General features: G+C 73.0%; 23 protein-coding genes and 1 pseudogene. 13 read left to right on the top strand and 11 right to left on the bottom strand.

All coding sequences use genetic code 11. From position 1 onward, the window contains the following. Nucleotides 1-362 precede the first annotated feature (362 nt). The gene (locus ACFVQG_RS31685; RefSeq protein WP_383389980.1) at nt 363-1,463 is read left to right on the top strand and encodes a winged helix DNA-binding domain-containing protein; all 1,101 of its coding nucleotides are present in this window, start codon (nt 363-365) and stop codon (nt 1,461-1,463) included. 25 nt (nt 1,464-1,488) lie between these two features. Here the strand turns inward: ACFVQG_RS31685 and ACFVQG_RS31690 are convergent, their stop codons facing one another. Further along, nucleotides 1,489-2,652 (bottom strand): restriction endonuclease, encoded by a 1,164-nt coding sequence (locus ACFVQG_RS31690; protein WP_383389983.1) that lies wholly within the window; start codon nt 2,650-2,652, stop codon nt 1,489-1,491. 181 nt (nt 2,653-2,833) lie between these two features. Then, nucleotides 2,834-3,898: a saccharopine dehydrogenase family protein gene (locus tag ACFVQG_RS31695; protein WP_383389986.1), complete on the bottom strand. Its 1,065-nt coding sequence runs from the start codon at nt 3,896-3,898 to the stop codon at nt 2,834-2,836. Between the two features lie 63 nt (nt 3,899-3,961). Here ACFVQG_RS31695 and ACFVQG_RS31700 point away from each other — a divergent pair, with 63 nt between their 5' ends. After that, entirely contained in the window at nt 3,962-4,588 is a 627-nt protein-coding gene (locus ACFVQG_RS31700; protein WP_383389987.1) for a TetR/AcrR family transcriptional regulator, read from the top strand. Nucleotides 4,589-4,733: 145 nt separating this feature from the next. Here the strand turns inward: ACFVQG_RS31700 and ACFVQG_RS31705 are convergent, their stop codons facing one another. Both ACFVQG_RS31705 and ACFVQG_RS31710 read right to left on the bottom strand, forming a co-directional pair. After that, a complete protein-coding gene (locus ACFVQG_RS31705; protein ID WP_383389990.1) occupies nt 4,734-5,795 on the bottom strand; it encodes an NAD(+)/NADH kinase in 1,062 nt (353 codons plus the stop codon). A 113-nt stretch (nt 5,796-5,908) separates the two neighbouring features. Then, a complete protein-coding gene (locus tag ACFVQG_RS31710) occupies nt 5,909-6,826 on the bottom strand; it encodes an alpha/beta hydrolase family protein (RefSeq protein WP_383389993.1) in 918 nt (305 codons plus the stop codon). A 143-nt stretch (nt 6,827-6,969) separates the two neighbouring features. Here ACFVQG_RS31710 and ACFVQG_RS31715 point away from each other — a divergent pair, with 143 nt between their 5' ends. Further along, the gene (locus tag ACFVQG_RS31715) at nt 6,970-7,560 is read left to right on the top strand and encodes a TetR/AcrR family transcriptional regulator (RefSeq protein WP_383389995.1); all 591 of its coding nucleotides are present in this window, start codon (nt 6,970-6,972) and stop codon (nt 7,558-7,560) included. A gap of 89 nt (nt 7,561-7,649) precedes the next feature. Beyond that, complete coding sequence (locus ACFVQG_RS31720; protein ID WP_383389999.1) at nt 7,650-8,447, top strand: VOC family protein; 798 nt, start codon at nt 7,650-7,652, stop codon at nt 8,445-8,447. A 77-nt stretch (nt 8,448-8,524) separates the two neighbouring features. Here ACFVQG_RS31720 and ACFVQG_RS31725 read toward each other — a convergent pair whose 3' ends face one another. Together ACFVQG_RS31725 and ACFVQG_RS31730 are read right to left on the bottom strand one after the other, a co-directional pair. Continuing rightward, nucleotides 8,525-9,202, bottom strand: a complete 678-nt coding sequence (locus ACFVQG_RS31725; RefSeq protein WP_383390003.1) for a response regulator — start codon at nt 9,200-9,202, stop codon at nt 8,525-8,527. Next, nucleotides 9,199-10,407: a sensor histidine kinase gene (locus ACFVQG_RS31730; protein WP_383390006.1), complete on the bottom strand. Its 1,209-nt coding sequence runs from the start codon at nt 10,405-10,407 to the stop codon at nt 9,199-9,201. The genes ACFVQG_RS31725 and ACFVQG_RS31730 overlap by 4 nt, the downstream gene beginning before the upstream one ends. A gap of 287 nt (nt 10,408-10,694) precedes the next feature. On the opposite strand from ACFVQG_RS31730, the gene ACFVQG_RS31735 reads away from it, so the two are divergent. The 6 genes and pseudogenes from ACFVQG_RS31735 to ACFVQG_RS31760 form a co-directional block, all read left to right on the top strand. After that, nucleotides 10,695-12,878 (top strand): MMPL family transporter, encoded by a 2,184-nt coding sequence (locus ACFVQG_RS31735; protein ID WP_383390009.1) that lies wholly within the window; start codon nt 10,695-10,697, stop codon nt 12,876-12,878. 337 nt (nt 12,879-13,215) lie between these two features. Further along, on the top strand, nt 13,216-14,595 hold the full coding sequence (locus ACFVQG_RS31740; RefSeq protein WP_383390012.1) for a hypothetical protein: 1,380 nt from the start codon (nt 13,216-13,218) through the stop codon (nt 14,593-14,595). Between the two features lie 198 nt (nt 14,596-14,793). After that, entirely contained in the window at nt 14,794-15,240 is a 447-nt protein-coding gene (locus ACFVQG_RS31745; protein ID WP_383390015.1) for a helix-turn-helix transcriptional regulator, read from the top strand. A 10-nt stretch (nt 15,241-15,250) separates the two neighbouring features. Continuing rightward, a complete protein-coding gene (locus ACFVQG_RS31750) occupies nt 15,251-15,661 on the top strand; it encodes a VOC family protein (RefSeq protein WP_383390018.1) in 411 nt (136 codons plus the stop codon). 61 nt (nt 15,662-15,722) lie between these two features. Beyond that, nucleotides 15,723-18,113 carry an ATP-binding cassette domain-containing protein gene (locus ACFVQG_RS31755; protein ID WP_383390020.1) on the top strand — a complete coding sequence of 797 codons (2,391 nt, stop codon included), beginning with the start codon at nt 15,723-15,725 and terminating at the stop codon, nt 18,111-18,113. Nucleotides 18,114-18,411: 298 nt separating this feature from the next. Further along, nucleotides 18,412-18,462 (top strand): annotated as a pseudogene (locus tag ACFVQG_RS31760) (DinB family protein); the annotation flags it as partial. A gap of 7 nt (nt 18,463-18,469) precedes the next feature. Here the strand turns inward: ACFVQG_RS31760 and ACFVQG_RS31765 are convergent. The 3 genes from ACFVQG_RS31765 to ACFVQG_RS31775 are packed head-to-tail and all read right to left on the bottom strand — an operon-like array spanning nt 18,470 to nt 21,453. After that, nucleotides 18,470-19,261, bottom strand: a complete 792-nt coding sequence (locus ACFVQG_RS31765; protein ID WP_383390022.1) for a class I SAM-dependent methyltransferase — start codon at nt 19,259-19,261, stop codon at nt 18,470-18,472. Next, complete coding sequence (locus ACFVQG_RS31770) at nt 19,251-20,828, bottom strand: radical SAM protein (RefSeq protein WP_383390025.1); 1,578 nt, start codon at nt 20,826-20,828, stop codon at nt 19,251-19,253. Before ACFVQG_RS31770 ends, ACFVQG_RS31765 begins: the two co-directional genes overlap by 11 nt. Nucleotides 20,829-20,874: 46 nt before the next feature. Further along, the gene (locus ACFVQG_RS31775; protein WP_383390028.1) at nt 20,875-21,453 is read right to left on the bottom strand and encodes an SRPBCC family protein; all 579 of its coding nucleotides are present in this window, start codon (nt 21,451-21,453) and stop codon (nt 20,875-20,877) included. 154 nt (nt 21,454-21,607) lie between these two features. On the opposite strand from ACFVQG_RS31775, the gene ACFVQG_RS31780 reads away from it, so the two are divergent. Further along, the gene (locus tag ACFVQG_RS31780; RefSeq protein WP_383390030.1) at nt 21,608-22,279 is read left to right on the top strand and encodes a CDP-alcohol phosphatidyltransferase family protein; all 672 of its coding nucleotides are present in this window, start codon (nt 21,608-21,610) and stop codon (nt 22,277-22,279) included. Here the strand turns inward: ACFVQG_RS31780 and ACFVQG_RS31785 are convergent. Beyond that, a complete protein-coding gene (locus tag ACFVQG_RS31785) occupies nt 22,276-22,950 on the bottom strand; it encodes an adenosylcobinamide amidohydrolase (protein ID WP_383390033.1) in 675 nt (224 codons plus the stop codon). The genes ACFVQG_RS31780 and ACFVQG_RS31785 overlap by 4 nt on opposite strands. A 164-nt stretch (nt 22,951-23,114) precedes the next feature. On the opposite strand from ACFVQG_RS31785, the gene rpmG reads away from it, so the two are divergent. Then, nucleotides 23,115-23,279 carry a 50S ribosomal protein L33 gene (rpmG, locus tag ACFVQG_RS31790; protein ID WP_383390035.1) on the top strand — a complete coding sequence of 55 codons (165 nt, stop codon included), beginning with the start codon at nt 23,115-23,117 and terminating at the stop codon, nt 23,277-23,279. Between the two features lie 29 nt (nt 23,280-23,308). Next, nucleotides 23,309-23,431 (top strand): type B 50S ribosomal protein L36, encoded by a 123-nt coding sequence (gene ykgO / locus ACFVQG_RS31795; RefSeq protein WP_383390037.1) that lies wholly within the window; start codon nt 23,309-23,311, stop codon nt 23,429-23,431. Between the two features lie 77 nt (nt 23,432-23,508). Here the strand turns inward: ykgO and ACFVQG_RS31800 are convergent, their stop codons facing one another. Then, a complete protein-coding gene (locus ACFVQG_RS31800) occupies nt 23,509-23,865 on the bottom strand; it encodes a transglycosylase family protein (RefSeq protein ID WP_383390040.1) in 357 nt (118 codons plus the stop codon). Nucleotides 23,866-24,076 lie beyond the last annotated feature (211 nt).

Genomic DNA, 24,076 nt, shown 5'->3' on the forward strand with positions numbered 1-24,076 from the left:
CAGACGTCTGCGCTGCTCCGCACGACCACAGGCAGCCACCACACGATCCACCAACCCGGGCCGATACACCCAGGTCAGCAATCCCAGCCCCGATACCTCGCCGATATCCGCAGACACCCGCACCACCCCCGGGAAGCACTACGCAGCAGCGTACGCCCGCAGGCTAAAACAACGGCATTGCAGCTAAGGGGTGTCGCAAGTCGCGTGTGTCGGGTCCTTCCAGGGCGGACGCATGCCTACAGGCGACGGACTCCGAGGTCAGCGAGCCGCCGGGCTGTGAGCGGAGGTCCGGCACATGGCGGACACATCCTGTCCGCTATTCCTGGAACGGTGAGCGCCGAGCCCATCGAAGGAGTCCCACCATGACCGTCCTCGGCGTCCGCGCCCTCAACCGCGCGGCCCTCGCCCGCCAGTTCCTGCTCGCCCGCGGCGACGTACCGGTCCATGACGCGGTCGCGCGGTTGTGCGGGATGCAGGCGCAGGAGCCGCAGGAGCCGTTCGTCGGCCTGTGGTCGAGGCTGCGCGGCTTCGCACCGGGCGCTCTGGACGGTCTGCTGACCGGGCGGGAGGTGGTCCGCACCCATCTGATGCGCCGTACCGTCCATCTGGTCACGGCCGACGACGCGCTGGCCTGGCGCGCCCGTCATGACGCCATGCTGCGCCAGCGGGTGCTGGCCACCTACCGTCGGGAACTCGCCGGTCTGGACCTGGCGGAGGTCGCGGCGGCGGGCCTGGCGGTGATGGCCGACGGCGAGCCGCGCACCATGGCCGAACTGGTCCGGGCGCTCGACGGCCGCTGGCCCACGCCCCCGCCCCGGGCGCTGGGTGAGCTGCTCGTCGCCGCCCTGATCCCGATGGCCCAACTGCCGCCGCGCGGGCTGTGGCGGGCGCGGGCGGGCGTCCGCAATGTGCCCCTCGCCCGGTGGCTGGGCCGCGAGATCGCGCCACCGGCGCCCGAGGGCTCCGACCCGACGGGTCAGGCGCTCGTACGCCGCTACCTGGCCGCGTACGGCCCTGCCGCCACGGCCGATGTGCGCGCCTGGTCCGGCCTCGCGGGGCTCCCCGCGGCGGTGAAGGCCCTGCGGGAGGAACTGGTCACCTTCCGCGACGAGCGGGGCCGCGAACTCCTTGACCTCCCCGACGCCCCGCGCCCCGACCCGGACACACCCGCGCCGGTCCGGTTCCTCCCGGCCTTCGACAACGCGATCCTCGGCTACGACGACCGGAGCCGCATCATCGACGACGCCCATCGCGGGCTGTCGGTCGCCGGTGAGCGGGTGGTCCTGGTGGACGGCCGGGTGTCGGCGACCTGGACCGTGCGGGAGGGCCTGCTCGACGTCACCCCGCTCCGCCCCTTCTCGGCGGCCGAGCGCGCCGACGTCCTGGAGGAGGGTCAGGCGTTGGCGGCGTTCCTGACCGAGGGTGGGAGTGACGTCGTACGGATCGAGGCCGTACTCCGCTGAACTGTCCAGGCCGTACTCCGCTGAGTCACCGCGCGCTGCGGGCGTCCGCCGCGGCGAGCAGCTCGTGGGCGAGCGCGTTCACGGGCTCGGCCGCGCCCTGGAGGTCGAAGCGGAAGAGGACCGTCCCGCTGGTCTGGGCCCAGGTGCGGGCCTGCGGGGTGTAACCGGCGAGGGAGAAGAAGACGCCCGTCTTGCCCTCGTTGACGGCGACACCGTGGAGCTGCTGCACCACGGGCCGACCGGTGGCCTTCGCCTCCATCTTCACCTGGGCCACCGCCCGCGCGCTGGTCACGTCGATGCCGCCGTCCGCGCCGACCGGGGTGGCCGCCGCGTCCTCGAAGCCGAGGTAGCGCATCCACTCGACGGCGACCAGCTCGCCGTCCCGGGCCTCGCGCAGCAGGCGCTCGGGGGGCCTGCCGGACGGCACGGCGACGGTACGGCGCTTGGCCGCGGCGAACTCACGGGCGGCGAGCGCCACGTCCAGGCCGTGGTTGTCGGAGAAGGTGAAGACGCGCGGACCGGAGCCGAGGAAACCGTATTCGCCGGGCTGGGTGTCCGGGGCCTCGTCGCGGTAGACGACATCGCGGTCCTTCACCACCACCGCACGGTCGGTGACGATGACCAAGGCCTGGCTCGCGTTGCCCGTGCCCCGCTCAGGGCCGGTGGCGACCCCGAGGATCCACTCGTCGGCGGCGACGTGGGCGCGCGCCAGCTTGGTGAACCGCACCTCCAGGGGCTTGGAGTCCCAGCGTCGCAGCCGGGCGACGCACGCGGCGATCGAGTCCTCGATCGTGGCGCCGAGCGGGGGCAGTTCGGCCAGCAGTTGTCGGGCTTCGCTCTCGATGTCCCGCGCGGGCGGTGTCACGGATGCCGCGCCTGCCGCCGCCCGCTCCACCACCTCGATCGCCCGGCGGTCCGCGGCGGCCACCCGGGCGGCGGGGCTGAAGCCCGCCTTCCACACGACCGCGCCCGAGGCGGCGGCGAGGCACACCCAGAACACCGTCCAGGACGTGGAGCCGATCCCGGCCACCACACTGGCGACGTAGGCGAGGCAGCCGAAGGCCGGAGTGTTCAGCCCGGCGGCTGCCTCCGGCGGGCACAAGGCGCCGTCCGCCCGCTGGTGGCGAGCCATTCCCTGCCGGGTCGCCGGGACCTGCTGACCGCACAGCGGACACGCCAGTGCGCTCATCCGCCCACCCCCCCGTTTGGCTTGGTCGTTTCCCCCGGCGCGGAGGATAACAGCCGGACATGCCGGGTTTCGCCCCAGCGGGCGGGGGCGGGCCCGGTCGGCGGGCGGTCCAGGTGCCGGGTTGCCGTCGGGGCGATACGGCTCCCGGTGGCGGCGTGGTGACCCCCGTGCCAGTCGCCGGTCACCGGTCGGCCGCCCCGTCGGGGTCGCCGTCCAGGGAGTGCAGGGTGATGCCGTGCTCGGCGGCGAGGGTGTCCGGCAAGTCGGCCAGGGCGGGGAGCTGTTCGATGTGGTGGACGCCGGGTGGCGGGCCGCCGGTGAGGAGATCGCGGGTGACGTACGCGGCGACCAGGCCGGTGACCCGGCTCTGTCCCCGGCCGGTGAGGGCGCGGGCCGCGTGCCGGTCGTCGCGGGTGGCGTCGGCGCGGATCGCGAAGGCGTCGCCACCCAGGTGGACGCCGCGGAAGGCGCCGGTCAGCAGTCGTTGCACGCGTGGGCGTCGGGCGGCCCGCAGCAGTCCGGTGCGGCGCAGGGCGAAGAGGGTGGCCGTCAGGGGCCGGGAGTCCAGGCAGAGCCGGGTGGTCACCTGCGGGACGCCGAGCGTGCCCGGCAGGGTGTGCTGGTCGGAGAAGGGGAAGGGGTGCGCCGTCCGTGTGCCGTGGCCGGGGAGCGGGGTGCGGCGGGGGCGGGCCGTGACCGGGTCGGCGAGATGCTCGACCGTCCAGCGCACCGCGTCGGCGCCGTGCCGTTCGCCGGAGCCGAGGAGCACCGTGAGGTCGAGGCGTGCCGCGCCGCCGACGGCTTCGTGGGCGCGACGGGCGAGCAGGTTCGTCAGGCCGGGGGCGACCCCGACGCTGAGCACGGCCGTGGCCCCGGCGTTCACGGCGGTGTCGTGCAACGCGGCGACGGCGTCGAGGAGTCGCGGGGTGGCGCCGATGTCGACGACATGGATGCCGCGTTCCAGGCAGGTCCGGGCGATCCCGGAGTCCGGGGGCTCGACGCACAGCACCACCACGGCCACGTCACCGAGCCCGTCGAGCACCTGCCCGAAGCCGTCGGCGTCCGTCACGTCGACCCGTACCCCGCCCCCGCGCCGCGCCCTCGCACCGTCCCGCCCACCGGGCAGCACTCGGCCCGGGAACCATCCGGCGAGCGTGGCGGTCACGACCTCGCCCACGGCGCCGTAGCCACCGACGACCAGGATCCGCCCGGCGATGCCCGACTCCCCTGTTTTCACTGTAGTCATACTACAGTGACTAACACTGTAGTCTCACTACAGTCAAAGGGCGTTGTGCACCAAGGAGGCTCCGTGGCCGCCCCCCTGACCCGCGCCGAGAAGGCCCGCCGCACCCGGCGCCGGATGCTCGACGCCGCCGCCGGACTCTTCACCGAACGCGGCTGGGCCGGTACGACGGTCGAGGACATCGCCCGGACCGCCGAAGTCGGCGTGCAGACGGTGTACTTCACGTTCGGCAACAAGCGCGCCCTGCTGAAGGAGGTCCTGGACACCGCGATCGCCGGAGACCTCGACCCGGTCGCGACCCTCGACCGCCCCTGGGCACGCGAGGTCCTCGACGAACCCGACCCCGCCACCCAGCTCGCCCTCCAGGCCGCGGGCGCCCGCCGGGTCCTGCGCCGTGCGGCACCGGTCCTGGACGTCGTACGTGGCGCGGCGGCGGCCGACGCGGAGCTGGCCGCGCTGTGGCGGACCAACCAGGAGCAGCGCCACACCGTCCAGCTCCGTTTCGCCGAGGCGCTGGTGGCCAAGACGGGCGGCGCCCTGCGGGACGGCCACGACGCCGCGTCCGCCGCCGACATCGCCCTGGCGGTCCTCGGTCCCGAGACCTACGGCCTGCTGGTCACCGGTCGCGGCTGGTCACCGGCGCGCTGGGAGACGTGGGCGGCGGACGCGCTCGTACGCCAACTGCTGCCGTGAGCACGACCGGACCTCGTACGCCAACTGCTGCCGTGAGCACGACCGGATCCCGTACACCAACCACTGCCGTAAGCACGACCGAATCCCGTACACCGACTACTGCCGTCAACGCGGACGTATCCCGTATGCCATAGGCGAAGGCCCATCAGGAACCGTCCGGCGCCGTAAGGAACGACAGGTGCGCCAGATCACCGGGTGGGGGCGTGCTCACCGACCAGAGCGGGGCTGCCGTGCCGTCGGCGACCGCGGCCGGGGCGTCGGTCAGTCGCATCCGGTCGCGCAGTCGGCCGTAGAAGTCCATCGGCCCCAGCCGTACGGCCCGCAGTCGGCGGCGGGCGGCGTACACGCCGATCCAGTCGCCCGGACCGAGGACGCCCCGCAGTTGGCCGTCGATGCTGACCGCGGCCCGCCCCGAGCGTTCCAGCACGCGCAGCCCGACGGGCTCGTCGGGGGCCGTGACGACGGAGCGGTTGAACGCCATGTGCGGGGCGACCGGGGTGAAGACCAGGGCCTCCGCGCGGGGCGAGACGACCGGTCCCCCGGCGGCGAAGCTGTAGGCGGTCGAGCCGGTCGGGGTGGCCACCAGCAGGGCGTCGGCGGAGTACGACGCCAGCAGGCGGCCCGAGACATAGACCCCGATGGACACCTGCCGGTCCCGGGAGAGCTTCTCCAGCACCACGTCGTTGAGGGCGGTGACGCGCAGCGGGATGCCCCACTCGTCGTCGACCTCGCAGTCCGTCCGCACCTGGGGAGGCGGCAGGAGCGGGCCGCGGCCGTACCGCATCAGCGCCTCCATGTCCTCCGGGACCTCCAGCCGACGGGAGGCGCGCAGGGTGAGCAGCATGCGGCTGTCGACCCTGATCCGCTCCTCGCGCACCGCCTCCAGCGCCGAACGCACCGCGTCGGCCGACACCTCCGTGAGGAATCCGACGCGGCCCAGGTCGACGCCGAGGAGCAGGGCGTCGTTCTCCGCCGCCAGCCGCGCGCCGCGCAGGAAGGTGCCGTCGCCGCCCAGGGTGACGACGAGGTCGGGGTCGCCCGCGGCGTCGACCTCCTCGCGGGCGCTGTGCCGTCCCCCGTCGCCCCACACGTCGATCTCCGCGCACCGCACGGCGTGCTCCGCGCACCACGCGCGGACCACGTCCGCCGCCTCCAGCGCCTCAGCGCGCCCACCGTGTACGACCAGTCCGAGCCGGTTCACTGTCATGTCTGCCTCCGGGCCATGCTCGTCGCCCGGCGGCGGGGACGGGGGGAGCGCGGCGCGGGTGTCACCTGTCCGGACGCGGGCGGCCGGTCGCCCCGGGAGCCCGCGCCCTCGCGTCAGTCCCCGCCCTTGGACTCGACGCGGCCCAGCGGGGCGGCGCCGTCCGCCAGCGTGCGCCGCACGTCCGTCCAGCCGGTGTCGTCGATGCCGAGGGCGTGACGCAGGTAGGCGAGGGTGGCCCGCTGGACCAGGGCGAGGCGCTCGGGGTGTTCGTCGGTGGTCTCCCTGACCTCGTATCCGGCGATCCCGCCGAGTGAGTGTTCCGCGCCGAACAGGGTGAGCAGGCTCTTGGGGCCGGGGCTCAGGTGGTACGGGTCGGTGAGCCACTCCGGGCCCCTGACGGTGAACGGCAGGTCGTCCTTGTCGCCGACGACGACCAGGGCCGGGGTCGTCATGTGGGTGAAGTCGGGGTTCATGAAGGGGAAGTTCTCGGCGGCGTACGGGGTCAGGCTGGAGCCGCCGGTTCCGGCCGTGGCCAGCAGGACGCCCGCCTTGACGCGCGGGTCGGACAGGTCCTCCCCCTCCCCGCTGACGGGATCGATGACGCGCAGGCCCAGCAGGTTGCCGACGGTCTGGCCGCCGAAGGAGTGTCCGGCCGCGGCGATCCGGCCGTGGTCGAGACGGCCCGCGAGACCGGGTACGGCGGCGGCCAGCAGGTCCAGGTTGTCGAGGACGCGCTTCAGATCCTCCACGCGGAACCGCCACACCCGCGAGTGGCGGGCATCGTCCTGGGGCAGGCCGACGGTCCTGGAGTCCAGATGTGTCGGCTGGATCACCACGAAGCCGTGCGCGGCCCAGTGGTCGGCGAGGGGGCCGTAGCCGTCGAGCGAGGAGCCGTGGCCGTGGGAGAGGAGCAGCACCGGCAGCTCACCGCCGGTCACCGGCGCGGAGACCCGCACCCTCAGGTCCTCACCGCGTCCCGGTGCCGCCAGCACGATCGGTTTCACCGAGACCACGGGGATGTGTGCGGACATGGGGAGACTTCCTTCCGGCTGTCTGTCATCATGCGTGCGGAGACGTAAACGAGACGACGTCCCGTTTACGTTGTCGCCGAATATACGGGACACTGTCCCGGTTAGCCAGGCCCGGCCGGGCCGACAGCGAAGGGAACGGTGCGGTGAGCGGCAGCGACCAGGGCACAGGACGCGCCCCCAGGCCCAAGCGGGCGGACGCGCGGCGCAACGAACAGGTGCTGCTCGACGCCGCCGCCGCGGTGTTCGTCGCGTCGGGCGTGGAGGCGCCGATCCGCGACATCGCGGCCCGGGCCGGGGTCGGGACGGCCACGATCTACCGCCACTTCCCGACCCGGGCGGACCTGATCGTCGCCGTCTACCGGCACCAGGTCGAGGCCCTCGCCGAGGCCGGTCCCGCGCTGCTGGCGTCCAGTACGACGCCGTATGCCGCCCTGGAGCGCTGGATCGACCTCTTCGTGGACTTCGTGGTCACCAAGCAGGGACTCGCCTCGGTGCTCCAGTCCGAGGACCCGTGCTTCGACCCGCTGCACTCCTACTTCCTGGAGCGCCTCGTGCCCGTGTGCTCCCAACTGCTGGACGCCGCCGCCGGGTCGGGAGAGATCCGCTCCGGTATGGACGCCTACGCGCTCATGCGCGGCGTGGGCGGCCTGTGCGCGGGCGCGGGCAACAACCCCCGCTACGACGCCCGCCGAATGGTCGGGATCCTCGTCGCCGGGCTGCGCCGGACGGACTGACCGTCGCCCGGGGGAAGCGGCCGACGGGCGATTGTCAGTGCCGGGTGTCACTCTGGGGGGCACACAGGATCTGCGGAAGGGCCAGCACCATGATCACCACAGATTTCGTCCCCGGTTCCCCCTGCTTCCTCGACCTCGGCGCCCCGGACGTCCGCGCCGCCGCGGCCTTCTACAGCGCCGTGCTCGGGTGGGACTACGAGTCCATGGGCGAGGAGGGGGAGATGGAAGGCGGCATGTTCCGCAAGGACGGCAAGATCGTCGCCGGACTCGGCAAGCTGACCGAACAGGGCGCGCGTTCGGCCTGGATGATCTACCACTCCGTGCCCGACGCCGATGCCACGACCCAGGCCGTTGAGCGCGGCGGCGGCACCGTGCGGGTGGCGCCGATGGACCTCGACGAGTGGGGCCGGATGGCGCAGTACACCGACCCGCTGGGCGGCCAGTTCGCCGTCTGGCAGCCGGGGACCAGCAAGGGCGCCGAGCTGGTCGACAAGCCGGGCTCGCTGTGCTGGACCGAGCTGCTCACCAGCGACGCGGCGGCCTCGAAGGACTTCTACGCCAGCGTCTTCGGCTGGCAGTTCGGCGACATGGAGCTGCCCGGCGGCGGGGGCACGTACTCCCTGATCACCCCCGCCGGACAACCGGAGGAGCGGATGCACGGCGGCGTGATGGAACTCCCCAAGGAGGACCTCGCCCTGACCGGCGGACAGCCGTACTGGCACCCGGTCTTCGCCGTCGACGACTGCGACGCCGCGGTCGCCCGGGTCACCGAGAACGGCGGCAGTGTGCAGATGGGCCCGGAGGACGCGGAGGGCGTGGGCCGACTGGCCGTCTGCCTCGACCCGGCGAACGCGGACTTCGTGGTGCTCGTCCCGGCGGAGGGCTGAGCCCGCCCGGGGAGCGGCCCGGGGAACGGTCCGGGGAACGGTCCGGGGAACGGCCCGGGGAGCGGCCTGGGGAACGGTCAGTGGCCGATGTCGTGTTCACCCGCCTCGACCAGGCCGCTCTCGTACGCGAAGATCACGATCTGGATCCGGTCGCGCAGCCCGAGTTTGGTGAGGACGCTCGACACATGTGACTTCACCGTGGCCGCGCCGATGACGAACCGTTCGGCGATCTCCGCGTTGCTCGCGCCCCGGGCCACCGCGGTCATGATCTCGCGTTCGCGGTCGGTGAGGCGTTCCAGGCGCTGCGTGGCGGCGGTGTTGACGACCCGGCGCCGCGCGAACCGGTCGATGAAGCGCCGGGTGATCGAGGGGGCCAGCAGCGTCCCGCCCTCGGCCACGGTGCGTACGGCGGTGGCCAGTTGCTCGGGCGGGATGTCCTTGAGGACGAAGGCGCTGGCGCCGGAGCGCAGCGCCTTGTAGACGTACTCGTCCGGGTCGAAGGTGGTCAGGATGAGTACCCGCGCGTCCCAGTCGGCCTCCGTCAGGATCCGGGAGGTCGCTTCGAGGCCGTCCATCTCCGGCATGCGGATGTCCATGAGGATCACGTCGGGGCGGTGCCGGTGGGCCGCCTCGACCGCCTCGACGCCGGTGCCCGCCTCGGCGACCACCTCGATGTCGGGGTGCACCCGCAGGATCATGGCGAAGCCCCGCCGGACCAGCGCCTGGTCGTCGGCCACGACGACGCGGATGGTCACGCGGGCTCCCCCTTGGTGGGCAGCCGGGCGGTGAGCCGGAAGCCGCCGCCCGCGCGTGGCCGGGCGTCGAGGGCGCCGCCGAGCAGGAGGGCGCGCTCCCGCATGCCGACGATGCCGTGCCCGGGAAGGCCCTCGTGCGCGGTGGCCACGGCCCGGACGGCGGCGCCGTGGCCGTCGTCGAGCACCTCGACGGTGATGCCGTCACCCTCGTCGCGCAGCCGCACCTCGGTGCGGGTGCCCGGCCCGCTGTGCTTGAGCACGTTGGTCAGCGCCTCCTGGACGATGCGGTACGCCGAGAGGTCCACGCGGGCCGGGAGCGGCCCCGGTACCGTGCCCGTCAGCGACACGTCCAGACCCGCCTCCCGCACCTCCGCCACCAGCCGGGGCAGATCGGCCAGGCCCGGTTGGGGTCCCAGTCCGTCGCGCTCGGCGTCCGGGCGCAACACTCCCAGCAGGTGGCGCAGTTCGTCCAGCGCCTGGCGTCCGGCCTCCTCCACCGCCGCCATCGCCTCCAGGGCGCCCCGCGGGTCCTCGGCGGCGACCATCCGCGCCGCACCGGCCTGCACCGTCATCATGCTCACCCGGTGGGCGACCACGTCGTGCAGTTCCCGGGCGATGTGGGTGCGCTCCTCGGTCACGATCCGCCGTGCCTCGGCGGCCTGTTCGCGGCGCTGCCGCGCCGCCCGCTCGGCGCGCAGCCGCAGTCGGCGGCCGAGGTACCAGATGCCGGACATGACGAGCGCGCCGAAGCCCACATCACCCCAGGCGGTGGAGTGGAAGAGGGCCTCGACGACGAGGGCGGCGACGGCGACGGCGACGCCCGGCGGGCCCCACCGGTTGTCGTCGGCGTACCGTCCGACGCTGTACAGCGCGACGATCACCAGGCCGCCCATGATGGAGTAGCGGGTGCCCAGTGTCGGCGCCCAGGCGGCGAGTATCACGCCCAGGACGGCGACCGGCCTGCGCCGACGCTGGCAGAGCGCGGCGGCGGCCACCACGAAGAGGAGCAGCGCCGGGTGGAGGATGTCCCGCATCGGGCGGACGGCCATCGTGTCCCCGGGGCCCTCCTCCAGGAACCCCGTCAGCAGGAACAGCACGGCGGCGAGGGTGGCGTCCGCGCTTCTCGGCCAGCGCCTGAACGGACCGCGGAGCCCACCCGGCGCGCGGCGGCCCGGTGTCTCGGCGTGCGGCACCGTGCGGTTCATCGTCGCTCCCACAGAGGCCTCCGGTGCCCTGGCGCGGGCCGTCGGGGCCGACCGGGCACGCCATCGTAAGTCCGGCCGCGCGCCATGGTCACCCGCCTGCGGGCGGATACGGCCCTCCCCCGCCGGACGGAGACCGCACCCGCTGCTCCCCGCCGGGGGCGGGAGGCCCGAACCCCCCGGGCGGCGGGAGACGGCACCGGTGGCCGACGCCCACGATGGAGCCGCTCAACTCCCGGCCACCGCAGGCCTCGTCGGCGCGTCCGACCCCTCTCAGAGGAGCCCCAGCCATGAACCGACTCACACGCCGGATCGGCGACGCGAGCGCCCGCCGACCATGGGCGGCCATAGCCGCCTGGATAGCCGCCCTGGCCCTGGTCCTGCCGCTGGCCGGGCTGGCCGGGAGCGCGTTCGTGGACGACCTCGTCGCCCCCGGCAGCCAGAGCGAGGAGGCGATGGAGCTACTGGAGGAACGGTTCCCCGAGGCGTCCGGCGGCAGTGCCATGGCGGTGTTCGCCGTCCCGCAGGGAGAGCGGATCGACCGGCATCGGACCGCCGTCGAGGCGGCGGTCGCCCGGATCGCCGACGTGGACCAGGTCGCCACGGCCACCGACCCGTTCGCCACGGGCTCGGTCTCCCCGGACGGCCGCATCGCCTACGCACAGATCGCCTTCGACGTACCGGCGATGGAGGTGGACCCGGAGCACATCGAGGCGCTGGACGGCGCGGTCGAACCCGCGCGCGGCGACGGTGTCGTGGCCGAGCTGGGCGGTGACGCCGTGTTCATCAACGGGGAGACGCCGACCTCGGGCGCGGAGGCGGCGGGGCTGCTGACGGCGCTGGTCATCCTGGTGGTCGTGTTCGGCACGGTCGTGGCCGCGCTGGTCCCGGTCGCGCTCGCGCTGGTCGCCGTCGCCCTGGGGCTGGGCGGCATCACCCTGTTGTCGCACGCCATGAACGTCTCCAGCGCCGCCCCCACGATCGGCGCGATGATCGGGCTGGGCGTGGGCATCGACTACGCCCTGTTCCTCGTGGCCCGTTGCCGGGAGAACCGTGCCGCGGGCCAGGACGACCGCACCGCGCTGTCGAACGCCATGGGGTCGTCGGGCGCGGCGGTGCTGTTCGCCGGGGGCACCGTGGTGGTGGCGATGAGCGCGCTGGCGCTGACCGGGCTGGGCTTTCTGACCTCGATCGGGCTGAGCACCTCACTGGTCGTGCTGTTCGCCGTGGCGACCGCGCTGACCCTGCTGCCCGCCCTGCTGGCGCTGCTGGGCGAGCGCGTCCACCGAAGCCGACGGCGTAGGGGCGTCTGGTCACGCCCGCGCCCGAAGCGGCCCGAGGACACGGCCTGGTGGCGGTTCGCGCACCGGGTCTCGGGCCGCCCCTGGCCGTATCTGCTCGCCGCGTCCGCCGCGCTGATCGCGCTGGCGCTCCCGTCGCTGCGGATGGAGACGGGTTTCCCCGACGCGGGCGACGACGCCACGACCACCACGCACCGCCGCGCCTACGATCTGCTGGCGGAGGGCTTCGGCCCCGGTTTCAACGCCCCGCTGCTGATCGTCGCCGACCTGCGCGCCCCCGGCGTGGACTCCGACGGCATCCCCGCGCTGTCCCGGCTCGTCGCCGAGGACCCGGGCATCGCGTCGGTCGGCGCACCACAGGTCTCCACGGCGGGCGACACCGTCGTACTCCCCACCCTGCCCACCACCGCCCCGGCGGACGCCGCGACCTCCGACACCCTCGCCCGGATCCGCGACTCCGTCCCCGACAACGTCGCCGTATCGGGCCTGACCGCCATGACGGACGACCTCACCCGGCAACTCTCCGACACCCTTCCGGTGTTCATCGCCGCGATCATCGTGGTGTCGTTCCTGCTGCTGATGCTGGTGTTCCGCTCCGTCGCGGTACCGCTGAAGGCGGCGGTGGTGAACCTGCTGTCCATCGGCGGCGCGTACGGCGTCGTCGTCGCCGTCTTCCAGTGGGGCTGGCTCGGGGGCCTGTTCAACCTGGACGAGACCCTGCCGATCGCCTCCCCCATGCCGACGATCTTCTTCGCGGTCCTCTTCGGGCTGTCCATGGACTACGAGGTGTTCCTGCTCTCCCGCGTCCGCGAGGAGTACGACGCCACCGGTGACCCCGCCGAGTCGGTGGCCCGCGGCATGGCGGTCACCGGCCGGGTGATCACCTCCGCGGCGCTGATCATGACGGTGGTCTTCCTCAGCTTCGTCGCCAACCCCTCACCGCTGGTCAAGATGATGGGCCTGGGCCTGGCCACGGCCGTCGTGCTGGACGCGACGATCGTCCGCATGGTGCTCGTACCCGCGACCATGGCCCTGCTGGGCCGCCGCGCCTGGTGGCTGCCCACCGCACTGGACCGGCGTCTGCCCCGCATGACGCTGGACGTCCCCTCGGAGCAGGCGCCTCTCGCATCCGACCCCCGGCCGACGGCCGCGAAGCGACCGGCAGCGCGATGACGGCGTTGCCGAGGAAGAGGGCACGCTCCCGCGCAGGGCCGTGCCGGGACCTCGGGCCCCGTGTCACACCGCCGGACCCGGTGTCGCTGGGCAGGGGGAACTGTCGGCGTTTCCGTGCGGTGACGAGGTGGGCTTGGCCATGCTGGGTCCCCTTGTACGACGGCAGTTGATGCCACCGGAGGAGAGAGCCGTGGGTCGTGCCCACGGTGGGGGGAACGGCGTGTCCGAGGCTGAGGTGGACGGCGACTCGACGAGCGGTGCGGTACCGCAGGTACGTGGCGGGGAGCGGGGGCGCCCGGCCAACGTGCGAAGGGATCAGGGGGAGTTCGCCCGGCTCGTGCGTGAGCAGATCTTCGAACCCCTGCGTGCCCGCGGATGGACGTATGCGCGGATCAGCGAACGGCTCGGGGCGGGGCCGTGGTTCGGCGCGGAGGCGCTGCGCCGTATCGCCGCCGGGGAGTGCCTGCCCGACGATCCGGCGCTGGAGGCGGTTCTGGACCTCGTGGGCGAGGTGTCCGGCGTGCCGGTGACCCGGGAGGCCAGGGATCATGTGCGCAGGGAGTATCTGCGGGCCCTCGAGGCGGTGCGGCCGAAACTGCACCAGGAGTACTTGTGGACCTTCGTCAACGAGCAACTCCGGGCGGACACCGCTCGCGTACGCCACCAGCACCAGGTGCAGCCCACTCACGACGAGGCCGAGCGGCCGGGACCGCACCCCGCGCTGGAGTTGCGCCGTGAGGTGGTCCGGCACGTGGACGAAGCCGTCCGCGGTGGTGTCGTCGTCCCCGTCCGGCTGCTGGGCCCGGAGCCGCCAGCCCCGGTCGATGTGACGGCGGTCCTCGATGAGATCGACGAGGCCCTCCAGCACATGGCCCGTGCGCTGCGCCGGGCCGTCGCGACGGAGGAGGCCGCCATGGCCGGGGCCGACGCCCACAGCCCCGAGCCCTCCTCGGCACCGCCGACGGTCCTCCCCCAACCGGACCCCGGCGACGACACCCTGCAGCGCGCGGGCCGTGCCGCCGCCTACACCGTCACGGCCGTACTGCTGGCCGCGGTCGTCCTGCTGGGCTACTTCTTCCTGCCGTCCCTACGGGACAAGATCGGCGGCGATGGAGCGGGGGCGGCCGGTCCGACCCCGTCCACCCTCACCGACGCCCCCGACGACGGCGACGCGGACGGCGGCGACTCCGATCACGGCTCGACTCCCGACCCCGCGACCCCATCCGACAAGGGCGATACGGACCGAGACGGCCCGGACGGCAACCAGAGCCCCGGCTCCACCACCCCCACCCCCGAGGACGAGGGCGCCAACGGCAACAACCGGCCCAGCCCCGACGTCACCGAGCAGCCGAGCCAGTTGGAGACCGACGAGGACACCGGACCGGTCCTCGGCGGCGCGGGCATCAACGCCTCGCCCCGGCTGGACAGCGCCGACTGCTCCCAGCCGGTCGTCTTCACCTTCTCCGCCGCCGCGCAGCGCCCCGGCACCATCGAGTACACCTGGCTTCCGGACGACCGGCTCCTCGCCCGCGGCGTCCAGGGCCGCACCGGCACGATGACGTTCACCGCCCCGAACGAACAGCACGACGAGTTCGCCGTCCAGCTGACCGGCGCCCAGCCCGGCGAGCGCGTCCAGGGCGGCATGAACCTGGAGGTGACCTCCCCGGAGGCGGACCGCACCGTCATCGGGGACGCCTTCGACATCACGTGCGCGTGACGGCGCTGGCGGACGAGACTCGAGGGCGACCACGGTCAGGACCACGAGCCCGCAGCCCGCCCTCTCGGCGGGGATGTCAGCGACCGGCCGCACCCCGCCCCGCAGTCCGACGGGCCTGCGGCGCGCTGGCCTGCGGTTACCAGCCCCCGGCGACATCGGCGCGGGGCCACTGTCAGTGCCGTGTGGCACGATCGGGAAATGACCAGCAAGACCGCCACGGCGCCCCAGCACCTGCGTGATCTCGCGTTGCTGCGCCGGGTCCGTGACCGGATCGACCGGGAGTACGCGCAGCCGCTGGACGTCACGGCGCTTGCTCGTGGCGTGAACATGTCGGCCGGGCATCTCAGCCGCCAGTTCCGGCTCGCCTACGGGGAGTCCCCGTACGCGTACCTCATGACCCGGCGCATAGAGCGCGCGATGGCGCTGCTGCGGCGGGGTGACCTCAGTGTCACCGAGGTGTGCTTCACGGTCGGGTGCTCCTCGCTGGGCACGTTCAGCACACGCTTCACGGAACTGGTCGGTATGCCGCCCAGCACCTACCGGCGTCTCGCGGCGAGCGCGACGGCGGGGCTGCCGTCGTGTCTGTCGAAGCAGGTCACGAGGCCGGTCAGGAATCGAGAAGCAGCCATCGGCCGGGCGCACTAGCGTGACCGGCATGAGCATCACGATTCACTCGAGCTTCCTCCCGCACGACGACCCGGGCGCCGCGCTGGGGTTCTACCGCGACACCCTCGGCTTCGAGGTCCGCAACGACGTCGGGTACGGCGGGATGCGCTGGATTACGGTCGGTCCCCCCGACCAGCCCGGCACGTCGATCGTGCTGACTCCCCCGGCCGCCGACCCCGGTGTCACCGACGACGAGCGGCGCACCATCGCCGAGATGATGGCCAAGGGCACCTACGCGGGCATCCTGCTCGCCACCGCCGACCTCGACGGCACCTTCGAGCGGGTGGAGGCCAGCGGCGCCGAGGTCGTCCAGGAGCCGACCGAGCAGCCGTACGGGGTGCGTGACTGCGCCTTCCGCGACCCCGCGGGCAACATGGTCCGCATCCAGGAACTGCGCTGACGAAGTAACCGACGCAGCCCGCGAGGGCGGACCGACCCCATCGGATGGAGAGACGAACAGCATGACCACGAGGACGGACACGCAGTCGACCGCGCCGCGGCACATCGCCGACAGCCACGAGATGATCCGCGTGCACGGCGCGCGCGTGAACAACCTCAAGGACGTCAGCGTCGAGATCCCGAAGCGCCGTCTGACGGTGTTCACCGGTGTGTCCGGATCGGGCAAGAGTTCGCTGGTGTTCGACACGATCGCCGCGGAGTCGCAGCGGCTGATCAACGAGACCTACAGCGCCTTCCTGCAGGGCTTCATGCCGACGCTGGCGCGCCCCGAGGTCGACGTGCTCGACGGCCTGACCACCGCGATAGCCGTCGACCAGCAGCGGATGGGCTCCGACCCGCGCTCCACCGTGGGCACCGCCACCGACGCCAACGCCATGCTGCGCATCCTCTTCAGCAGGCTCGGCAAGCCGCACATCGGCCCGCCCGGCGCGTACTCCTTCAATGTCGCCTCGGTCTCGGCGAGCGGCGGGTTCACGGTCGACCGCGGCGCCGAGAAGACCAAGACGGAGAAGGTGACCTTCAGCCGCACCGGCGGCATGTGCACGCACTGCGAGGGCCGGGGCACGGTCTCCGACATCGACCTCACCCAGCTCTACGACGACTCCAGGTCGCTCGCCGAGGACCCGTTCACCATCCCCACCTACACCGGGGACGGCTGGGTGGTGCGGGTCATCAGGGAGTCCGGTTTCTTCGACCCGGACAAGCCGATCCGCACGTACACCAAGCAGGAGCGGCACGACTTCCTCTACCGGGAGCCCACCAAGGTCAAGATCAACGGGATCAACCTGACCTACGAGGGTCTGATCCCCAAGCTCCAGAAGACGTTCCTGTCCAAGGACCGGGAGTCGATGCAGCCGCACGTGCGGGCGTTCGTGGACCGGGCGGTCACCTTCGCGCGGTGCCCCGGGTGCGACGGCACCCGGCTCAGTGAGCTGGCCCGGTCGTCGCGGATCGGTGACGTCAACATCGCCGACGCGTGTGCCATGGAGATCCGTGACCTGGCGGAGTGGGTGCGCGGGCTGAACGAGCCGACGGTGGCGCCGCTGCTGGCCGCGCTCCAGCACTCCCTGGACTCGTTCGTGGAGATCGGCCTCGGCTATCTCTCGCTGGAGCGGCCGTCGGGCACGCTGTCGGGCGGTGAGGCACAGCGCGTCAAGATGATCCGCCACCTGGGCTCCTCGCTCACCGATGTCACCTACGTCTTCGACGAGCCCACCATCGGTCTGCACCCGCATGACATCCAGCGCATGAACGACCTGCTGCTGCGCCTGCGGGACAAGGGCAACACGGTGCTCGTGGTGGAGCACAAGCCGGAGATGATGGCGATCGCCGACCATGTCGTGGACCTCGGCCCCGGCGCGGGCACGGCGGGCGGCACGGTCTGCTTCGAGGGCACCGTCGAGGGGCTGCGGGCCAGCGACACCGTCACCGGCCGCCATCTCGACGACCGGGCCGCGCTCAAGAAGTCGGTGCGCAAGCCCACCGGCACGCTGGAGATCCGGGGCGCGTCGGCGAACAACCTGCGGGACGTCGACGTCGACATTCCGCTCGGCGTGCTCACCGTGGTCACCGGCGTCGCCGGGTCCGGCAAGAGTTCGCTGATCCACGGCTCGATCCCGGCCAGCGAGGGCGTGATCTCGGTCGACCAGACCGGCATCCGCGGCTCGCGGCGCAGCAACCCGGCGACGTACACCGGGCTCCTGGACCCGATCCGCAAGGCGTTCGCCAAGGCCAACGGCGTGAAGCCCGCGCTGTTCAGCGCCAACTCCGAGGGCGCGTGCCCCACCTGCAACGGCGCCGGGGTGGTCTACAGCGACCTGGGGATCATGGCCGGTGTCTCCACCACGTGCGAGGAGTGCGACGGCAAGCGGTTCGAGGCGTCGGTCCTCGAGCACCGCTTCGGCGGGCGGGACATCAGCGAGGTGCTGGCGATGCCGGTGACCGAGGCCGAGGAGTTCTTCGGCGCGGGCGAGGCGCGTACGCCCGCCGCCCACAAGATCCTCCAGCGGCTGACGGACGTCGGGCTCGGCTATCTGACCCTCGGCCAGCCGCTCACCACGCTGTCCGGCGGTGAGCGGCAGCGGCTGAAGCTGGCCACGCACATGGCCGACAGGGGCGGCGTGTACGTCCTGGACGAGCCGACCGCGGGCCTGCACCTCGCCGATGTCGAGCAGTTGCTCGGCCTGCTGGACCGGCTCGTCGACGCGGGCAAGTCGGTGATCGTCGTCGAGCACCACCAGGCCGTCATGGCGCACGCCGACTGGATCATCGACCTCGGCCCCGGCGCCGGTCACGACGGCGGCCGGATCGTCTTCGAGGGCACCCCGGCCGACCTGGTCGCCGCCCGCTCCACCCTCACCGGCGAGCATCTGGCGGCGTACGTCGGGGCCTGACCCGGGGTCCCCGGAGTGCGGGGCTCGATGACGGTCGACTGCGCCAGGCGTCGGCGGCGGCCGTCCCGGCGGCTTCGCGCTCCATCCGGAACGCGGGGTGGAGGAGGCGAGGGCCGTCTGGCGGGAAGGGGAGAGATCACCCGGGCCATGAGCTGGTAGCGGGGTGCCCCTCGACGCCACCGGCCAACGGTCGAGCGGGACGGCCGTCCGGTGGGCGATCACGGGGTGCCGCCGCGTTGGGTCATGGTCCATGTGATCGAGGAGTACGCCCGTCACAGAGGAGTACGCCTGTCACAACGGCCACGCCGATCTGCTCCGTGAGCGCGTCGACGGAGTCACCGGGGCGTGAGCGGGCCTCAGCCGGGTGGTCGCACCGCCGTCAGCAGGGCGTAGCCGAGGACCCCGTCCGTGACGGCGGTGCGGGCGGCGGCCAGTACGGCCGGGGCCGCGTCGAGGTGCACGGCGGCGTCGGTGAGGCGGTCCGGTGCGGTGATGCGCAGCAGGTTCAGCCGGGCCTCGATCTGGTCGATCATGCGGAGCAGCGCCTGGTCGTGCCGCTCGGTGACCTGGGTGCGCAGCCCGGCCGCGGCGAGGATCCCGGCGTACTCCTCCAGCGGCCGGGCGTCGGCGACGCAGGCGATACGGGCGCTCAGGCCGCGCAGTTCGGGCGGGAGCCGGGCGGTGTCGGCGGTGACGTCGGTGATGCCGAGGCGTCCGCCGGGTCGCAGAACGCGGTGGAACTCGGCGGCGGCGCGGGGCTTGTCGGGGAAGGTGCACAGGGCGCACTCGCACACTACGGCGTCGAACACCCCGTCTCCGTAGGGCAGTTGCTCGGCGTCGCCGGTGGTGAAGGCGGCGCGGTCGGTCAGCCCGGCGGCTTCGGCGGCCCGCCGGGCGTGCGCGGTGGAGGCGGGGGCGTAGTCGACGCCGTCGGCCTGGACGCCGTAGCGGTCGGCGAGCAGGAGTGCGGTGGTGCCGCGGCCCGAGGCGACGTCGAGGACCCGCGTGCCGGGGGCGAGGGCGAGCCGGTCGGCGAGGCGGCGGGTCAGGGCGGTGCCGCCGGGGTGGTAGGAGTCGCCGAGCAGCAGCGCCACGATGTCCCGCGTGTAGGCGTCGGCGCAGCAGGACTTGATGTCCTCATCGGTCACGGCCGTCCGCTCCTGGTGTCTCGGTGCGGCTGGTCCTGGAGCCGTACGGGGTGGTCGTCAGCCGTCCGGTGAGGGGCAGGGCGTTGGGTACGACCGGGGCGACGGGCACGCCGGACTGCTCGGCGCGGACCTGTTCGCGGTAGCCGACGGAGTTGTAGGCGCAGAAGGGGATGAGCCGTCCGTCGGGGGTGATCTCCTCGACGCAGCACTTCATCAGTTGCCTGACGTTGAGGGTGTACGGGTCCTGGAAGTCCTGCACGACGACCATGAACGCCTTGTCGTCGAGGTCCTTCACCGCCTCGGGCAGGTCGATCCCGCAGGCATCGGCGCAGTCCAACGCCTCGGCGGCGGCCCGCAGTCGCTCCTCCGTGGTCGCCGTTCCCATGACCGCGGAGGCCGACCACAGCCGCTCCAGGGCCTCGCGGACCCCGGCGTCCGGCAGGACGCGGTTGGTGACGTAGTCGAGGTGGTCCTCGATGTTCAGCAGCCGTGGGATCGGTACGACGGTGCGGTTGCCCGGTTCGCCGTCCACCAGGAGGTAGGTGATGGAGCGGCAGGTTGGGAAGCAGCAGGGCACGGGGAAGAAGTCGCCCTTGCGGAACCAGTCCGGCCGCTGTTCGCCGATCAGCCGGATGACGTCGGGGTTGGTGAGCCGGTGCAGCGGGTCGAACTCCCGGTGCCGCCCGGAGTGGGTGACCGGCTGGAACGCCACGGAGCGTACGGCGGGATGGTCGATGCCGTACTCGATGATCGCGCCGAGTTCGTGCTCGTTGAGGCCGCGTTCGACGGCGGCGACCAGGGTGACGGTCAGGCCCGCCGCCGCGCAGTTGTCCAGGGCCCGCTGCTTGAAGGCGCGCAGGTCACGGCCGCGGATCTCGCGATGGGTGCGTTCGTCGAAGCCGTCGAACTGGAGGTAGACGTTCACGGACCGGCCCGGCACCCGGTTGCGTTTGCCGAGTTCGGTGACGAAGTCCCGGTCGGTGGCCAGGCGGATGCCGTTGGTGTTGAGGGTGACGTTCCTGATCGGGCGGGTCTGGGCGAGGTCGATGAAGTCGAGGATGTGCTGGTGGATGGTGGGCTCCCCGCCGGAGAACATCACCACCTCCGCCTCCCCCTCGGACGCCACGAACACGTCGAGCATCGCCGCGCACTGCTCGGCGGTGATGGAGTAACCGTCCGGCTGGTGGCCGGAGTCGGCGAAGCAGATCGGGCAGTCCAGGTTGCAGCCGGTGTTGACCTCGATGATCCCGAGGCAGGCGTGCTGTTTGTGCTCGGGGCACAGCCCGCAGTCGCTGGGGCAGCCGTCCCGCACCTCGGTCTGGAAGGTGAGCGGGAGGGTGCCGGGCTTGTTGAAGCGCGCAGAGCCGAGGTATTCCTCGGCGTCGCCGTACACCAGCGCCTCGAACTCACCGTGGTCGCGGCAGCGTTTGCGCAGGTAGACCTTGTTGTCGCGGATGTTCACCTGGGCGTCGACGGGGGTCTTGCACAGGGGGCAGACGGACTTGGTGAACTCCACGAACACCTCGTCCCGGTCCTTCTTGCGGCGCGGCGCGGGTGTCTGGGTCATGACGGGCTCCGTCCCGGGGGTCGCTGCTCTTGCGCCTTGTCCCTCTCTACGGCCTTCGTGGCAGGGACGAGCGCCGTTCCGCCTCCTGGCGGACCGCCACGAGGGACGCGGCGACGGTCGCCTCCCACCGCGGGGCGACCAGGTTGCCCCACCACTGCCCGGCCCGCCACAGGTCCGTGGCGAGTTCCCCCTCGTACACCAGCCGGGTGCCGGTTCCGTGCGGCGTCAGCGTGAACGACTCGGTGACGGCGGGCACGGGCCCGCGCACCAGACGGAAGTCGATCCGCTCCGGGCGGGTGAACCGCACCGTCTCCACCGTCGTCGCCGTCAACCGGCCGTCGGCGACGGGGGTGCGGTGGGCGGCGAGCACCATGTCGGTGCCGCGTTCCAGCACCCGCACCTTCTCCCGTACCGCCCGGGTGGCGCGGCCCAGATACGGCTGGGCGATGACGTCGAACACGACGTCCCGCGGCGCCGCGATGTCCATCGTCCGCGGCCCGAGCGGACGGCTGCGCCGCCCCACCCCCACATCCAGGGGCAGCGCCCCGGTCACCAGTCCCAGATACCCGGCGGCCGCGCTCCCGCCCGCCACGGCCACAGCCGTCACCGCACCGATCCGCACCATCGTCCGCCCTCCACGCGTGTACGTCGTCCCTCACCGACGCTAGACGGGTCGTACCCGGCGATCCGTGAGCGCGCTCCCGTGCGCCCGGCGCGCCCCGCCTACGCTGAACGCAGGAGGGGCCATCACCCGGCGAAGGACGGGAGGGCGAGGGAACGTGGAGTCCGTGTCCCGGCTGGCCGACAGCCGCGCCGCGACGGACGCGCTGCTGGCCGGTCCGCGCGCGGAGTCCTTCACCCTGGCGGCCGTCGCCCGCTTCCTGGGCCGCGCCACACACCGTTCGCTGGTGCAGGCCGCCCGGCGCCCACGGGCCCTGGCCGAGCTGACCGCCCTGCACGGCGGCTGCTGGGCGCTGGCCTCCGGCCGACGGCCCGGACGGCGCTGGGTGCTCGCCAGCTGGGCCCTCGCCGTCACTCACCTGGGGCTTTTGGAGCACCGCACGCGGCTCGCCCCCGCCGACGTCCTGACCCTGCTGCGCGCCAACCTGCCCGCGCTGCCCGCGGGAGCCGGGCGGATGTCCGGCGTACTGGCGATCGGCCTCGATCTCGCCGACGGCCGCCTGGCCCGCCGCCGGGGCACGGTGTCTCCCTTCGGTGACTACGCCGACACCTTCGCCGATGCCGCCTACTGGACGTGGCTCACCCTGCGCCATGAACGGAGCCGCGCCGTGCGGGCGGCGGCGGTGGCCGCCTGGGCGCTGCCCGTCGTCACCGTCACGGCCGTCGCCCTGCACCGTGGCACCATGCCGGAGCGGCCCCGCCCCGCCGTGCTGAGACCGGCCGCCGCGCTCCAGTGCGTCGTGGCGTTCCGCCACCTCCGCAGGCCTTAGGGCAGCGCGGCGAGTACGGCCCGGTGGACCGCCCGGGCCAGGCGGGCGCCCCACAGGGAACGGGGCCCGGCGAAGACGTGCGGCGGAGCGTCCGGGGTGGGGACGGGAGCGGCGACGCACACGGCGTCGGTGGGGGTGCCGGAGCAGTCCAGGCCCGCTTCCAGCAGCGCCTGCACCTTGGCCTCGGTGGCGGTGGTCACCGCGTTGACCAGGGCGGCGTCGGTGAGCGGCACGGGGAGGGCGACGAGGATGTTGATCGTGCCGGGCGCGGCGAGGGCGGCCGTGCCCTCGGCGTCGGAGGCGGCCCAGCCGCGTACGTTCACGCCCGCCGTGACGACGGCCTCCACGCCGCCGTCCCGTGCCTGGGCGTACGCCGACACGTCGGCCGCCGTCATCAGGCCGACGCCCGCCGAGCGCAGGCCGAGGCCGTCCGCCAGCTCGGCGAGGTGCCGGTCGGGGTCGGTGCGCCGGTAGCCGTGGGCGACCTGGGCGTTGAGCACCCAGGCGCGCTCGCCGATGCCGCCGCCCAGCACGGCGTTGCTGATCATCCGCCGTCCCGGCCCCGGGGACCACAGCAGGGTGTGCAGTTCCTCACCGTCCTCCCGGCGGGGCAGGCACCGCACGGACAGCGGGACGGGCGCGGACCGGGGCGGGGGGACGAGCGTGGACAACGGACGGGGCTCCTTCGCGGGCGTGGGACCCGGTGATCGTACGTGGGGCCGTCCGGGTGTCGGGAATGCGGCGGTGGGGGTGTGTGTTGACGGAGGCGTGGCTGGCATGCACGGGTCAGTGAACGAGGACCTGGAACCCGTGGTGCCGGTGGAAGGAGGAACCCATGGCCCGCAGCACAGTGCGGCCCGTCGTCACCCTGCGGTCGACGGCCGGGACGGGTGTCACCTACGTGACGCGCAAGAACCGGCTCAACGACCCCGACCGGCTGGTCCTGCGCAAGTACGACCCCGTGGCCGGGACGCACGTCCCGTTCCGCGAGAGCCGCTGAACCCAGCGTTCGCAAGGAGGTGCACGGTCATGAAGGTGCGCAAGTCGCTGCGCTCGCTGAAGTCCGTGCCGGGGGCGCAGGTGGTGCGTCGCCGGGGTGTGACCTACGTGATCAACAAGAAGAACCCGCGCTTCAAGGCCCGCCAGGGCTGACGCCTCGGGCTCCCGGTCGTACGGCCCGGCTCCACATCCCGTGGGGCCGGGCCGTTCGCGGTTCGGGGCTCCTTGCCTCAGGCGCAGCCCCAGGCGCCCATGCCCTGGATCCTGGCCAGCCGCTTCGCCACGGCGATCTGCTGTTTGCGGGTGGCCAGATCCGCGCGCGCGGCGAACCGGAGGCCTCCGGCCGCGACCCAGCTGCGCATGGTGAACTGCAGTCCGCCGTAGTAGCCGTTCCCGGTGTTGGCCCTCCAGTTGCCACTGGACTCGCAGGCGGCGATGGCGTCCCAGTCGGGGCCGAGGGGGGCGGACGGCTGGGCCGCCGCGCCGGTGGTGGTGAGGGTCACGGTGACGGCCAGTGCCGCCAGGGCGGTCCGCGGACCGCGGCGCGCACGGACTCGGGGGCGCGCTACGCGTTCATCGTTCGACATGATCATCACACCGGGACCGTGGCACATACTCACGCGCAGTCGCGGTATTGAGTGGGCGACGACCGGCCGGTAACCCTCCGACGGCCCAACGGGGGCCTCCGCCCGCCGCTAGGGCCTCGGCGTCAGCACGTCCTGGAGCAGCGCGCCGTAGCGGACGACGCGTTCCTTGCGGTCGGCGCGGTGCAGGCCCTCGCCCCTGGCCACCCACAGG

The organism is Streptomyces sp. NPDC057877 (assembly GCF_042796855.1).
Classification (GTDB): Bacteria; Actinomycetota; Actinomycetes; order Streptomycetales; family Streptomycetaceae; genus Streptomyces.